The organism is Bifidobacterium callitrichidarum, assembly GCF_003129905.1.
In the GTDB taxonomy this organism is placed as follows: domain Bacteria; phylum Actinomycetota; class Actinomycetes; order Actinomycetales; family Bifidobacteriaceae; genus Bifidobacterium; species Bifidobacterium callitrichidarum.
In genome coordinates, this window is the sequence record NZ_QFFM01000011.1 from 91,280 (window position 1) to 105,337 (window position 14,058).

The window sequence follows — 14,058 nt, forward strand, 5'->3', positions numbered from 1 at the left end:
AGCTCCCCTCAGCGAGGGGAGCCGGATTTGTTGGTCTCAGCTTTTGACGGCTCCAGTCCTGCAACTAAGGACCGGCCTACGGCCGGACTCATCGTTAGCTTCGCCGCTGTCGCGGCTCAGCCTGGAGCCTGCTGGAAGCCCACCGGGCTTCCAGCCAAGGGTTAACGGCGCCAGCCGTTAACCCTTGACGGCCCCAGCCATAACACCGCTCACGATGTACTTCTGGCAGACGAGGTAGAAGACGATGATGGGGATGATGGCCAGGACAAGGCAGGCCATCATGGCGCCCATGTCCACGGAGCCGTAGCCGCCCTTGAGGTATTGCACGGCCACGGAGATGGTCTTGTACTTGCCCAGGTCGAGGGTAAGGTACGGCAGCAGGTAGTCGTTCCAAATCCACATGGCTTCGAGGATGGCCACGGAGACGATGGACGGCTTCATGATCGGCACCACGATCTGGAAGAAGATGCGCGGCACGGACGCGCCGTCGATCATGGCGGCCTCCTCCAGCTCGGCCGGGATGCCCTTGATCACACCGGTGAAGATGAACACCGCCAGACCGGCACCAAAGCCGAGATACACGATGCACAGGCCCCACGGGGTGTTGAGCTTCAGCATGTCGGCGATCTTGGAGAGGGTGAACATCACCATCTGGAACGGCACGATCATGTTGAACAGGAACAGCGTATACAGCAGCTTGGCCGCCCAGTTGTTCACGCGCACGATCCACCATGCGCACATCGAGGTGCAGACCAGGATCAGTACCACCGACCCCACGGTGATGAGCAGCGTCCAGCCGAAGGACGCGAAGAACTGCGTGGTCTCGACGCCTCGGGCGTAGTTCTCAAGCCCCACGAACGCCTTGCCGGCGGGCAGCGAGAAGGCGTTCTTGGAGATGTACGCCTTCTGCTTGAAGGAGTTGATGAGCACCAGGACGATCGGGAAGATCCACAGCAGGGAAATGACGGAGAAAAGTACGGTCCACAGGGCGCCGTGCTTGACGGGCTTGTTCTCGTTCATCAGGCTGCCACCTCCTTGCTCGTGGTGAGCTTGTTCTGAATCAGGGCGATCACGGCCACCAGGATGAAGAACAGCACGGCCTTGGCCTGGCCGACGCCCTCCCAGCCCATGCGGCCGTAGAAGGTACGGGTGATGTTCAGCGCCAGACCCTCGGACATGTTGCTCGGTGCGCCGTTGGTCAGCGCGAGGTTCTGATCGTAGAGCTTGAAACCGTTGGTCACGGTCAGGAAGGAGCAGACGGTGATGGACGGCATCATGAGCGGGATGATGATGCGGAACATGGTCTGGGTGCCGTTGGCGCCGTCCACGGCGGCCGCCTCAAGCACGTCGGTGGGCAGGGCCTGCAGGCCGGCGATGTAAATGATCATCATGTAGCCAATCTGCTGCCAGCACACCAGGATGACCAAGCCCCAGAAGCCGTATGTGGCCTTGTAGGTCAGGGCACGGCCCCAGTGGGCGAGCACGCCGTTCAGGAGCAGCAGCCAGATGTAGCCCAGGATGATGCCGCCGATGAGGTTCGGCATGAAGAACACCGAGCGGAACAGCGTGGAGCCCTTGATGGCCTTGGTGAGCATGTAGGCGATGAAGAACGCCACCACGTTGATCACGATGGTGGTCACGATGGTGAATGCCGTGGAGAATCCGAGCGCGTGCAGGAACTCCTTGTCCTTCAGGGCCTTGCCGTAGTTCTTGAGACCCACGAATTCACCGTCGGTCACGGTGGTGAACTCGCAGAAGCTCAGGTAGACGCCCATGATGAACGGCACCAGGAATCCGATGATGAACGCGGCGAACGTCGGCAGCGCGAACAGCGCCCACCATCTGCGTATCGCCTTACCAGCCATGCTGATCATGACTACTTTCCTCCTCCTTGAGTCCGCGGCACTGCATCGTGCGTCGGCGCGGAGTTCAACTCAATGCCAGCCTGCCGGTCCGGACCGCTCCCGCGGTTCCCCCGACCAAGCCTACGTTTATGGTACGTGCTTGCAACATATATGTCAAACGTTGTCATTTATCGCGTTTCCACCCCACGCCAACGCCAGCGCATTCAATTGTCTTTCACTTGTTATATTGGCTAAATTACGCCAATTCACCTATGCAAAACCACTACTGCAAACGTTTGTAATACAATCGTTGTCATCTTCATCGGTCCGTCGTCCGGCATGTACACTGGAACCAATCGAGCAATTCTGCAACCTTCCCACCAGCCAGGGGGCTCTCATGACCACGAGCATTCAGGACGTCGCCCAGAAGGCGGGCGTCTCCATCTCCACCGTCTCCCGTTCGTTCACCAGACCGGATCTGGTCTCCGCCAAGACCCGCGAGCGCGTGCTGGCCATCGCCGACGAGCTCAACTTCTCGCTTTCGCGGTCGGCCGCGGCCCTGAAATCCGGCCGATCGCTACGCATCGCCGTGCTGATGAGCGGCCACATCCGCCTATGGTTCACCGCCTCGGTGATCGAGGGGCTCAACGAGGTGCTGCACGCCGAGGGGTACGACATCTCCATCTTCCAGATCTCCAGCATCGAGGAGCGCCGCGCGTTCTTCGAGATGCTGCCGGTACGCCGCAACGCGGACGCGGTGATCGTGGTCTCCTTCGACATCGACAGCAGGGAGATCGCACAGCTGGCTTCGGTGGATGTGCCGATCATCGGCATCAACACCGCGGAATCCGAGCAGCATGGCTTCGCCGCGGCCGTCAACATCAACGACCGTCAGGGCTCCACGCTCGCCGCCCGGCACCTGATGAACCTCGGCCACCGTCGCATCGCCTACATCAGCACCGACCGCGACGTCTCGCTGAGCTTCTCGGTGCGCGGCCGTTTCGACGTGTTCATGGAGACCTGCCGCAAGGAAGGCGTCGAACCGCAGGTGGTGGTGTGCAAGGTGGACGGCGACGGCCGCTATCAGATCAGCGACGTGGTCACCCAGCTCATGAGTCTGGACGAGATGCCCACCGCCATCGCCTGCCAGGAGGACGGCATCGCACTGCCGCTCATGTTCCAGCTGGAGCGCAACGGCTTCTCCGTGCCCGGCGACGTCTCGCTCATCGGCTATGACGACAGCTTCTACACCAACGACATCGGCCTGACCACGATTCGCCAGGACCCGGTGGAGATGGCGCACATCGCCGCGCGCATGACGCTCGACCTCATCGAGGAGAAGCCTGTGGACGAGCCGTTCGTGACCTTCCCCGCGAACCTCGTGGTCCGCTCCTCGACCTCCCGCGTCCACTGACCCAGTCACCCCGCCAACCGGCGGCTCTATTGCACCGAGGCCGACATATTTCCTTGGCTCCCCTGACAAGGGGAGCCAAGAACACTCAAACCGGTCCTGCCGGCCACCTTCCCCGAAACCCCCAAAAACTGGTTGAGGCCACCGCCCGCAATGGACGGCGGCCTCAACCAGTTGGATTAAGGAGGGAACAAGAAAGAAACACAAGGAAGGTGCGGCGCCCCTGGAGGAAGAAGGATGCGCGAGGCGCCGCAGTTTTTCATTATTCGGGTAATGGAACCCGGCGAGTATCGGGGTCCGTCCGGAAGGAGGACGGACGGACCCGTCAGACTCAGTGCGAGGCAGCGTACTCGGAAGCCCAACCGTCCACGAAAGCGGTCTTGACGGCGTTCCAGTCACCGGTGCCCTGGGCGTACACCAGCAGGGCCTGGCCGACGCCGTTCTTCCATTCCTCGGACGGCATCATCGTGAAGTTCCAGGAGACGGCGGTCTTGCCGGACTTCTGGTCCTCGACGGCGGCCTGGGTGAGCGGGTTGTCGCTGGTCACGTCATCGAAGGTCTTGAACGGGGTGGTGAAGCCCATGTCCTGGGAGAGGGACTTCTTGCCGGCGTCGGAGGTGATGACCCACTTCAGGAACTCCTCGGTGGCCTTCTTGTCGGCGTCGGAGGCCTTGTCGTTGATGCACCAGTAATTCTCGGAACCGGTGGCGAGGCCCTGCTTCTCCTCGCCCTTGACGCCGATGTAGATCGGCATCATGCCCACGGAGTCGGCGGACATGCCGGCCTTCTGCAGGTCGGTCCAGGCCCAGGTGCCGTTCTGGTAGAAGGCGGCCTCGCCGAGCGCAAACTCGGAGTTGGCGTCGTCACCGGTCTTGGCGCTCAGCTGGGTGGGCTCGGTGGTGGAGTCGGTGATGTACAGGTCGAAGATCTTCTTGTAGTTCGGCAGGTAGGTGCCCTTGATGGTGGCCGGCTGTTCGGTCACGTTGTCCGCCTTGAACTCGTAGTAGAGCGGCAGGTTGGCCAGGTGGGTCTTGAAGCGCCAGTCGGAGCTGGAGTCGAAGCCGGCGGAGGTGAAGGCGCCCTTGATGCCGAGCTCGTCCTTGCGGGCCTGCATGTCGTCGGCCACGGCCTTGAAGGTGTCGAAGTTGTCGATCTCGTCCATGGAGGTGGCCTTGGCGCCATCCAGGGCGAAGTACTTGTTGAGGATGTCCTTGTTGTAGATGATGCCGTAGGTCTCCATCACGTACGGCACGCCGACGACCTTGTCGCCGTCCTTCAGAGCCACGTCCTGGTTGGTGAGCTCCTTGTACACGTCCGTGTTGGACATGTCGGCGGTGTACTTCTTCCAGTTCTGGTAGCCGACCGGGCCGTTGACCTGGAACAGGGTCGGGGCCTCGGTCTTGGCGATCTCGGACTTCAGGGTCTGCTCATAGGTGCCGGAGGCCGCGGTCTGGACCTTGACCTCGACGCCGGTCTCCTTGGTGTATTCCTTGGCCAGCGCGGTCCACTGATCGGCCGCTTCCGGCTTGAAGTTCAGGTAGTAGACCTTGCCCTTGGAGTCGTCGCCGGAGGAATCCGAGCTTCCGCACGCGGCGAGGGTGCCGAGGGACATTGCAGCAATGGCCGCCATCGCGACTGCCGACTTCACTGTACGATTCATCATCGAACCTTTCTCTTCATCGTCGATGCCGGTATTCCATCCGGCCCGGGTGCCGTTAGCGGCTCCCTTACGACTATCGACATGACCTATTGTGCAACGGTTTGCGAGATTTTGCAAACGATGGCATTTTTCGGCGCGTCACTTATGCGGACAGATATCCACAAACCGTCAATTAACCGGATAATTCCGATTATTCTGCATAGCGCCTCTAATGCAAGCGTTAGCAAACTGAGAGCGCTAACAGTACTTGCGACATATAGAAAACCACCCCATACTCCCCACGTTCAGCACCCGCATAGCCATCGTTTGCATAATCGCGGCGGCCACCGCCCCGGCAACGACGAAAAAGCCCGTTCGCGCACAGGCGAACGGGCCCAAAATCCGGTTCAGTCAAATCAATCGAACTACCCCTCAGTCGGCTTCGCCGACAGCTCCCCTGACAAGGGGAGCCGAGAGAGTGTAATCACACCATCAATCCCGGTTGAACGGAGCCAAGCTCAATTCCGTCAAGCCGTCAGGCGTTCCAGCGCTCGATGACGTTGTCCCCCTTGTACACGCTCAGCACCGAATAGTGCGCGGTGTCAAGCCGCAGCATGCGCGCGAAATGCGGGTCCACATCCAGCCACTGGGAGGTGAGGATGCGCAGGATATGCGCGTGCGCCACCATCAGCACGTTGTGGCCGCCGTTCAGCAACGGCATCACATGGTCGATGGCCCCGCGGGCACGGGCGGCGGCCTCCTCAAGCGTCTCACCGGGACCGGCATGCACCGGCACCTGCTCGCCGTCGGGCAGGGTCTCCACCCAGTCGCCTTCGAGCGCGGGCGTCAGCGAGCGCGGCCCGTCACGCCACACATCCCAATCGAAGCCGCTGGCCTCGCTCACCTGCTTGCGCGTGCGGCCTTCGGCGCGGCCGTAATCCCATTCGGCGATGCCGTCAAGCGTTTGCGGTTCGGCGAAACCGGCCAGTCGCGCGGTCTGCTGCGCACGGCGAAGCGGGCTGGAGAACACGCATCCTTCCTCGAATCCGCCGGGGAACGCCTCGCGCAGGCGCACGCCGGCGTCGCGGGCCTGCTGTTCGCCCACGGCGGTCAGGGGGATGTTCGTGCGGCCGGTATGCTGTCCGGATTCGCTCCATACGGTCTGTCCATGACGCAGCAACACCAGAAAGCCGGTACCGCCGCGGGAGGGGTCGACGGCCACGGTGCCGTCCACATGCTGTTCGTTCATGCCTCCACTCTAGTCCTGTTCGGGCGCGTCCGCCGCATGCCTCGCCAGATGCCCCGCTTTTGCTCTAGACTGGGGAGCCATGAGCAGCGCAAAGCACACCGCACGTCACTCCGGTTTCCATGGTTCCGCCCCCGACCTGTCCGCGGGATCCATCGCGCGACCCGACTCCCCCGCCGAGAACGGCGCGGCATTCCCGTCCGGCCGCTCCGGGTATGAGTCCGGATATGACGGAGGCGAGTTCTCGTCCGGCGCCGATCAGGCCGTCGAAAGCCTGCACCGCATCGACGAGAAGGTGAACGCCCTGCGCGCCGCCCGCGAGGCCGACCCCGATTCCCTGCTGGACAAGGCGTTCAAGGCCGCCGTCCCCGCGCTGGTCGGCATGGTGGCCGGCAAGGCGTTCCAGACGTTGTGGGACAAGGGCACGTCCCGCCGCAACCTGCGCAAGGGGCTGGCCGAGGATGCCCCGCAGGGCCTGCTGATGAGCCTGGCGTTCGCCGCCGCCTCGGCCGCATTCGGCGCGGTGGTCTCCCAGCTTTCCGACCGCGGCTCCAAGGCCATCGTGGCCCGTCGCCATCGCAAGGCCCGCCGCTAGGCCGAGTCCGAAGCCCGTCCACAACGCACCCCGGTCCGTTCACCGCCATCACCACGCCGCATCACGCCACACACGCACCGGTTTCACTGCCAGATAACCGGCCCGTCGACTGGCCAGCGGACGTGGAAGAATTGGCCGCATGGTTACCTGCGACTATCGAAACCCTGCTCAACCGCCGCTCCATCCGCAAGTTCAAGGATGAGGCCATCGACGCCGACACCATCGCCACGCTGGAAGCCGTGGCCCAGCGCGCCGCCTCCAGCCAGTTCCTCAACGACTGGTCCGCCATCCGCATCAACAACCCCGCTCTCAAGGCCAAGATCGCCGAGTACGGCGCCCAGGCGTACATCGCCGATGCGCCGCTGCTGTACATGTTCATCATCGACGAGCACCGCAACGCCCGCATCGCCCAGTCCAAGGGCATCGACCCGTCCTCCGACGAGTTCGGCCTCAAGACCAGCTACCGCTTCACCCAGGCGCAGAACGACGCCGTGCTGGCCCTGCACGCCATGGAGACGGCCGCGTTCTCGCTGGGCCTCGGCTGCGTGATCCTGGGCTCCCCGCTCAACAACATCAACGGACTCATCGACCTGCTCAACCTGCCGGAATACACGTACCCGGTGCTGGGCCTGGCCATCGGCAAGCCCGATCAGGAGCCCGCGCTGAAGCCCCGCATGCCGCGCGAGATGCAGTTCTTCGAGAACACGTACCCGGCCGACGCGGACGGCACGCTGGACGCGCTGCCCGCCTTCGACGCCGAGGTACACCAGTACTACGACCTGCGTCAGGCCGACCGTCCCGTGGACGCCTTCAGCGACCAGATCGCCAAGATCAGCCGTCAGGACGTCTCCAACAAGACGCTGCTGGACAAAGCGGCCGCCCAGGGTTTCACGCTCGACAAGTAACCGGCGCATCCACATCGTCCGCCCATCGAGACCATAATTCGGACACGCCCTGACCATTTTCCCGGTATCCCGCCTCCGTACGCCGATCGTCGCGGAGGCGGTGGGGATAGACTGCATGTGGCTTGCCGGTGGGGCACGGCAAGGCCGGCACAAAGAACCGGCGGCGAAACGAGGGGCTGCATGCGGACGATCTGGCGTATTTTCCGGCGTGATTTCCTGCGCATCCTGCGCAATCCCGTGGCGGTGGTGGTCACGCTCGGCGTGGCCGTGATCCCCTCGCTGTACGCCTGGTTCAACATCCTGGCCAACTGGGATCCGTATTCGGCCACCGGCAACATCCAGGTCGCGGTGGCCAATGCGGACCGGGGCACGTCCAACGATCTGGTCGGCAGGCTCAACGCCGGCAAGCAGGTGGTCGCCCAGCTGAAGAAGAACCATCAGCTCGGCTGGCGGTTCGTGGACAACGAGGACCAGGCCGTGCACGGCGTGGAGACCGGCGAGTACTACGCGGCCATCGTATTGCCGAAGGACTTCAGCGAATCGCTGGTGAATTCGGTCACCGGCACCACGGAACGCCCCAAGATCCGTTATTACGTCAACGAGAAGAAGAACGCCATCGCTCCGAAGATCACGGACACCGGCGCCTCCACCATCGACGAGCAGATCAACTCCACATTCGTGACCACTGTGGGAGATACCGTCGCCAAAGCCGTATCCAAGGCGGGCGGTGAACTGAGCAAGGCCGCCGGATCCACCCAGCAGGACGCCATCGCCGACCTCGACACGGTGCTGGACACCATCGGCAGCGTCCAGACCGCGCTCACCGACCTCACCGATACGCTCGACCAGGCGGATGGCACCATCGCCGATGCCAAGAACACCACCGGCACCCTGAAACGGGCGATCGCGAGCGCCCGCAAGGCCTCCCAACAGTCCGGCACGCTGCTCACCGAGGCGCAGAACGGCTCACAGGCCTTCTCCACCACGCTCACGGGCGCGTTGGACTCCAGCTCGGCCAAGCTGTCCGGACTTGCGGTGGACGTGAACACCGCCGCGGGCACGATCATCGGATCGTTCAACAGCGCGCAGGATTCCGTGGACTCCATCACCAACGCCCTGAACGCGCCGCTGGACCGCACGCAGACCGCCATCGACAACGTGCGCGACGCACTCAAGCAGGCCGGCATCGACGAGAACACTTCGGATCCGCTGGGACAGCGCATCTGGAACCAGCTGGACACATTGGACGGGGTCATCGGCCGTCAACAGTCGCAGATCAACGACTTCCACAAGAACGCCACCCAGTTCATCGACTCCGGCAAGGACGCCACCGGCCATCTCTCCGGCGCGATGGGCACCGCGGCCACCGGCGGGCTTGCGGCGCTGAGCCAAGCCCGACAGTCGCTCACCGGCACCGTCATGCCGAACCTTAACGCCTCCCTCAACAGCTTCGCCGCGCTCAACGGCACCCTTGACGGCACTTTGGTCTCCCTGAACGGCACCATCGAGCAGGCCGACGGTCTGTTCGACCAGCTTTCCGATACGATCGGCCAGACCCGGACCACCATTTCCGGCACGCAGCAGTCGATGGCGCAGCTCGCCGAGGACGTGCGCACCGTCCGCACCGACATCGGTGCGCTCGACAGTTCCGCCGCCTACCGCAAGATCATGGACGCCCTGCACCTGGACGACGAGGAATTCGGCAAGTTCATGGGCACGCCGGTCAATCTGGTCACCAAGGTGGTCTACCCGACCGACAACTACGGTTCGGCCGTCACCCCGTTCTACACGAACCTCGCGCTGTGGGTGGGCGGGTTCGTGCTCATCGCCATCTACAAACTTGAGGTGGACCGCGAGAACCTGCGGCACGTCACCGCCGCCCAGGCGTATCTGGGCCGCTGGCTGCTACTGGTCACGGTCGGGTTCCTGCAGGCGATCATCGCCACGATCGGCGACCTGGTGCTCGGCATCCAATGCGAGCATCCGCTGCTGTTCGTGCTGGCCGGCGTGTTCTGCTCGTTCGTCTACATCAACATCATCTACGCGCTGGCCGTGGCGTTCCGGCATATCGGCAAGGCCGTGGCCGTGATCCTGGTCATCGTGCAGATCCCCGGTGCCTCGGGCCTGTACCCCATCGAGATGATGCCGGAGTTCTTCCGCGACCTGCATCCCTGGCTGCCGTTCACCTACGGCATCAACGCCATGCGCGGGCCAATCGCCGGCACCTACGCGAACCACTACTGGCTGGACATGATGCATCTGGCCTACTATCTGCCGGTGGCGCTGTTCGTCGGCCTTGTGGTACGCCGGTACGCCATGAACCTCAACGCCCTGTTCGACCGCCGTCTGGGAGACACGGACCTCATGATCACCGAACACAACAGCATGGTCAACGAGCAGGTGAGCCTGAACGCGGTGTTCCGCACGGTGTCCGACAGCAAGGAGCTGCGGGCCATCATCACCCGCCGCGCGCACCGGTTCTTCGCACGGTATCCGATGATGATCGTCTCCGGTCTGGTCCTGCTGACGGTGCTGCCGTTCGTGTTCCTGATCCTGCTGTTCGTCATGAAGGCGAAGATCGCGATGCTCAGCGCGTGGATCCTGTCGATCATCATCATCGACGCCTATCTCATCGTCACCGAATATATGCGCGAAAGCTACGCGATGCAGCTGGGCGTGAGCGCGATGAGCGCCGACGAATTCCGCGACGTGATGCTCAACGGCTATGTCTGGCGTCGGTTCCGCGGCGCCGACGGCAAGCACGCGGCCGGGGCCGGGCATATGCCGGAGCACGCGGCCCGGTTCGGGGATGATGCGGGAGACGATGCCGATCCGGACATCGGCGAGACCACACGGCGATTCATGGCTATTCCGCCGAATGGCGATGATGACGGCGGCAGTGACGGCAAAGGCGGCACGGGCAGCACGGACAGCACAGACAAGGGAGGCGCGCGATGAAGCTCATCTGGAAGCTGTTCGTCCGCGATCTGCGCCAAGCCACGCGCAACGTGATCGCGGTGGTCGTAGCGGTGGGCCTAGTCATCGTGCCGTCCCTGTACGCCTGGTACAACATCGCGGCGAGCTGGGATCCGTACGGCAACACCAAGGCCCTCAAGGTGGCCGTGGCGAACACGGACAAGGGGTACAAGTCCGATCTCATCCCGCTGCCTATCAACGTGGGCGAGACCGTGACGAACACGCTCAGGGCCAACCATGACCTTGACTGGCAGTTCGTGGACCGCGACAAGGCCATCGACGGCGTGTATTCCGGCGAATACTACGCCGCGCTGGTGATCCCCAAGAGCTTCAGCGCGGACATGATGACGCTATTCACCCCGAAGATCAAGCACGCGAAGCTCGAATACTACCTCAACGAGAAAATCAACCCGATCGCCCCGCATATCACGGACGAGGGCGCCAGCACCGTGGCCACCACCATCGACCAGACCTTCGTGAAAACGTTGTCCAGCGTGGCCCTGAACCTCGCCTCGAATGTGGCCAAGTACGCGCAAAGCCCCGAAATGGAGCAGTACGTCAGCAATGCCACCAGCCATCTGACGGCCATGTCCTCGAAGCTCACCGGCGCGGCGTCGCAGATCGATGCCTATTCCGACCTGTTGGGCGCCGCGGACGGCATCATCGATTCGACCGACAAGCTGCTCGGCTCCACCGGTTCGGCCGCCGCGGACGCGAAAAAGGCCATGAAACAGGCGAAATCAGGCGCCACAAGCCTCGGCAACGCACTGTCCGGCGCCACGGCCGGCGTGAGTGCGGCTCTGAAACAGGCCGACGCTGCGTATACCTCGATTGACAAACAGATCGATGAGGCATTCAAGGACATCGACTCGCAATCCTCGCAAGTGGCGGACACGCTCACCGACATGCAGTCGAAAGTGCAGACCCAGGCCGACAAGTTCGGCGACTATGCGGCGGCTTTGCAATCGTTGGCGGAGCAGAGCCACCTGCAGGCGGTGAAGAACGCCCTGGCCAAGGCCGCGGCACAGGCCACACAGACCCAGCAGAAGCTGCAATCCGCGGCCGACGCGCTCGGCGAGGCCGCGCAGAAAATCACGGACGACACCGCGGACGCGAACGCCACCCGGCAGAAACTCAAGAACGAAATCGACGAGGCGCGCAAGTCCATCAGTGAGGCCTCCGATACGTACGAGCACACACTCAAGCCGCAGCTGGACAAGCTCGCCTCCTCGATGGACGACGTGGCGAGCCAGACGAGCGCCGTCATCGATGGGCTGACGTCCACGGTGGACAGCGTTTCGGGGCTTTCGGGCGATCTGTCCGGCAGCATCGCCGGCATCCGCACGGCATTGGGCAAAGCTTCGGGCGCGCTGAATCGCTCCGCCAAGAAACTCGACGATTTGGCGGACAAGTTCTCGTCATTGGCCAAAAGCGGCGGCACGGACCTGTCCAGCGTCATCTCGGCTGATCCGGACACCATCGCGTCGATGTTGTCCGCGCCGGTGGCGGTCGACCGCATTCCCCTGTATCCAATTGCGAACTACGGCTCGGCTATGGCGCCGTTCTACACGATTCTGGCCATCTGGGTGGGCGCGATCATCCTGGTGGCCATGCTCAAAGTCTCCATTTCCGACCATGAGAAGGCCAAGATTTTGGGGCTTGGTAACGAATTGCCGCTGGGCACCGAGGTGGGATTGCGCGAGGCCGTAATCGCCGGACGTGTGGCCGGTCCAGGAGCGGCGCTGGACGTGCTCAAGAAGCCGCGCCCGGAATCCCCCGGCAATGCCCGACAGTTCGGGCTTCGTCTGCATCACGAGTATTTCGGTCGATACATGATCTTCGGCTTCCTGGCGCTCCTGCAGGGCACCCTGGTGTGCCTTGGAGACATGTTCTATCTCGGCGTGCAGTGCGAGCATCCGGTGCAGTTCCTGATGGTCGGATGGCTGGCGGCCTTGGTGTTCTCGAACATCGTGTACACGCTGACCGTGTCGTTCGGCGACATCGGCAAGGCTATCGCCGTGGTGCTGCTGGTGATGCAGGTGGCCGGCTCGGGCGGCACCTTCCCGGTGGAGACGCTGCCGCCGTTCTTCCAGGCGGTATCCAAGTGGCTGCTGTTCCCGTATGCGGTGGACGCGATGCATTCGGCGATGGCCGGCTCCTTCGGCATGGAATACTGGGTGTCCATGGGCAAGCTGGCCCTGTTCCTGGTACCGTCTCTGCTGCTCGGCCTGATGCTGCGCAAGCCCGTGATTCGCTTCAACGACTGGGTGATTCGCAACCTCGAAAGCACCAAGGTGATGTAGCATTCTCGGTTTTCCCGAGAAATGTCTTATTCTTGGCTCCCCTTGTCGGGAATCGCCGTGGAGCAAACGGCGGAGCCGTTGGCTCTGTTAAACCAAGATTGGCATGCCCCTTATTCTTGGCTCCCCTTGAAGGACATTGCCGTAAGGCAAACAGTGAAGCTGTTTGTAGGCAATGTGTGAGACGACGGTCGAGCCGGCGGAGCGCGAACGAAGTTCGTCCTTGATTGCGGTAGAGCTGTCGGCAGAGCCGACTGAGGGGTAGTCCGGTGGAATTCATGTCGATCCTGGTTTAACAGAGCCGAGCCGTTTGTAGACGATGTGCGAGACGGCAGTTGAGCCAATACGATGCGGACGGGGTCCATCCTTGATTGCGGGACGAGCCGGCCGCGAAGCCGACTGAGGGGCAGTCCATCGAATTCATGTCAATCCTGGCTAACAGGACTTTCTTTATCGACGACGCGGCTTGTAGCCCTTTTTGCGGCTGTGCGGTTTAAGTTCCTGGTTGAGTGGCACATGCCGATAGCCCATCCTAGGATCGCGATGGGTCAGATGCCAGCAGTTGCAGTATTCGCAGCGATACACCCACAGCTCCGCCCCGCGCTCGATTAGGCTCTGATCGGCGGCGCGCTGGGCCTGCGCCTTGTCGTGATACATGATTTTGTTCGACGTGGCGCAACGTTTGGGTGTGAAGTAGTGCATAGCAGTGCCCAGTGTAGAGTGACCCGTCGCCCGTCGCCTTGGATCTTCAAGATACGTAGCTGTGGGTGATAGGGAAGAGTGAAAGAAAAGAGAGTGTTTATTGGGCCGGGTTTGTCGTGGCTCTTATTCTTGGTTTCCCTTGCCGGGACATCGCCGTGGAGCAAACGGCGGTGCCGTTTGCAGGCGATGTGCGAGACGACGGTCGAGCCGGCGAAACGCGAACGGAGTCCGTCCGTGATTGCGGGACGGGCTGGCCGCGGAGCGGACCGAGGGGCAGTCCCGGCGGATGTCGTCGTGTCGTTGCGGTGATATGTGAAAGGACCCCGGGAGCGTTGCCGCTCGACCGGGGTCCTTGTGAAATATAATGCGGCGGTGTGCTACTCTCCCACACCCTGTCGGGTGCAGTACCATCGCCGTGCCAGGCCTTAGCTTCCGGGTTC

Annotated in this window: 10 protein-coding genes; 5 read left to right on the forward strand and 5 right to left on the reverse strand. The window is 62.6% G+C overall.

Going from position 1 to position 14,058, the window contains the following annotated elements:
* Positions 1 to 177: 177 nt before the first annotated feature.
* Entirely contained in the window at positions 178 to 1,020 is an 843-nt protein-coding gene (locus tag DF196_RS06280; protein ID WP_109057018.1) for a carbohydrate ABC transporter permease, read from the reverse strand.
* Positions 1,020 to 1,874 carry a carbohydrate ABC transporter permease gene (locus tag DF196_RS06285; RefSeq protein ID WP_109057019.1) on the reverse strand — a complete coding sequence of 285 codons (855 nt, stop codon included), beginning with the start codon at positions 1,872 to 1,874 and terminating at the stop codon, positions 1,020 to 1,022. The genes DF196_RS06280 and DF196_RS06285 overlap by 1 nt, the downstream gene beginning before the upstream one ends.
* Before the next feature lie 367 nt (positions 1,875 to 2,241).
* Between DF196_RS06285 and DF196_RS06290 the strand changes: the two genes are divergently transcribed.
* Positions 2,242 to 3,258: a LacI family DNA-binding transcriptional regulator gene (locus DF196_RS06290; protein WP_109057020.1), complete on the forward strand. Its 1,017-nt coding sequence runs from the start codon at positions 2,242 to 2,244 to the stop codon at positions 3,256 to 3,258.
* Between the two features lie 328 nt (positions 3,259 to 3,586).
* Here DF196_RS06290 and DF196_RS06295 read toward each other — a convergent pair whose 3' ends face one another.
* Positions 3,587 to 4,918 (reverse strand): ABC transporter substrate-binding protein, encoded by a 1,332-nt coding sequence (locus tag DF196_RS06295; protein ID WP_109057021.1) that lies wholly within the window; start codon positions 4,916 to 4,918, stop codon positions 3,587 to 3,589.
* Between the two features lie 511 nt (positions 4,919 to 5,429).
* On the reverse strand, positions 5,430 to 6,143 hold the full coding sequence (locus tag DF196_RS06300) for a histidine phosphatase family protein (RefSeq protein ID WP_170115002.1): 714 nt from the start codon (positions 6,141 to 6,143) through the stop codon (positions 5,430 to 5,432).
* Between the two features lie 271 nt (positions 6,144 to 6,414).
* Here DF196_RS06300 and DF196_RS13870 point away from each other — a divergent pair, with 271 nt between their 5' ends.
* The 4 genes from DF196_RS13870 (at position 6,415) to DF196_RS06320 (ending at position 12,919) form a co-directional block, all read left to right on the forward strand.
* On the forward strand, positions 6,415 to 6,735 hold the full coding sequence (locus DF196_RS13870) for a DUF4235 domain-containing protein (protein WP_241519623.1): 321 nt from the start codon (positions 6,415 to 6,417) through the stop codon (positions 6,733 to 6,735).
* A 131-nt stretch (positions 6,736 to 6,866) separates the two neighbouring features.
* Complete coding sequence (locus DF196_RS06310) at positions 6,867 to 7,640, forward strand: nitroreductase family protein (protein WP_109057023.1); 774 nt, start codon at positions 6,867 to 6,869, stop codon at positions 7,638 to 7,640.
* Between the two features lie 180 nt (positions 7,641 to 7,820).
* Positions 7,821 to 10,598, forward strand: coding sequence for a YhgE/Pip domain-containing protein (locus DF196_RS06315; protein WP_109057024.1), 2,778 nt, complete (start codon positions 7,821 to 7,823; stop codon positions 10,596 to 10,598).
* Positions 10,595 to 12,919: a YhgE/Pip domain-containing protein gene (locus tag DF196_RS06320; protein ID WP_109057025.1), complete on the forward strand. Its 2,325-nt coding sequence runs from the start codon at positions 10,595 to 10,597 to the stop codon at positions 12,917 to 12,919. Before DF196_RS06315 ends, DF196_RS06320 begins: the two co-directional genes overlap by 4 nt.
* A 447-nt stretch (positions 12,920 to 13,366) precedes the next feature.
* Here the strand turns inward: DF196_RS06320 and DF196_RS06325 are convergent, their stop codons facing one another.
* A complete protein-coding gene (locus DF196_RS06325) occupies positions 13,367 to 13,618 on the reverse strand; it encodes a hypothetical protein (protein WP_109057026.1) in 252 nt (83 codons plus the stop codon).
* Positions 13,619 to 14,058: the final 440 nt, after the last annotated feature.

Bases quoted from the DNA above. Each gene is read 5' to 3' on its own strand.
- DF196_RS06280 (WP_109057018.1), bottom strand. From the start codon at position 1,020: ATGAACGAGAACAAGCCCGTCAAGCACGGCGCCCTGTGGACCGTACTT.
- DF196_RS06285 (WP_109057019.1), bottom strand. From the start codon at position 1,874: ATGATCAGCATGGCTGGTAAGGCGATACGCAGATGGTGGGCGCTGTTC.
- DF196_RS06290 (WP_109057020.1), top strand. From the start codon at position 2,242: ATGACCACGAGCATTCAGGACGTCGCCCAGAAGGCGGGCGTCTCCATC.
- DF196_RS06295 (WP_109057021.1), bottom strand. From the start codon at position 4,918: ATGATGAATCGTACAGTGAAGTCGGCAGTCGCGATGGCGGCCATTGCT.
- DF196_RS06300 (WP_170115002.1), bottom strand. From the start codon at position 6,143: ATGAACGAACAGCATGTGGACGGCACCGTGGCCGTCGACCCCTCCCGC.
- DF196_RS06315 (WP_109057024.1), top strand. From the start codon at position 7,821: ATGCGGACGATCTGGCGTATTTTCCGGCGTGATTTCCTGCGCATCCTG.
- DF196_RS06320 (WP_109057025.1), top strand. From the start codon at position 10,595: ATGAAGCTCATCTGGAAGCTGTTCGTCCGCGATCTGCGCCAAGCCACG.
- DF196_RS06325 (WP_109057026.1), bottom strand. From the start codon at position 13,618: ATGCACTACTTCACACCCAAACGTTGCGCCACGTCGAACAAAATCATG.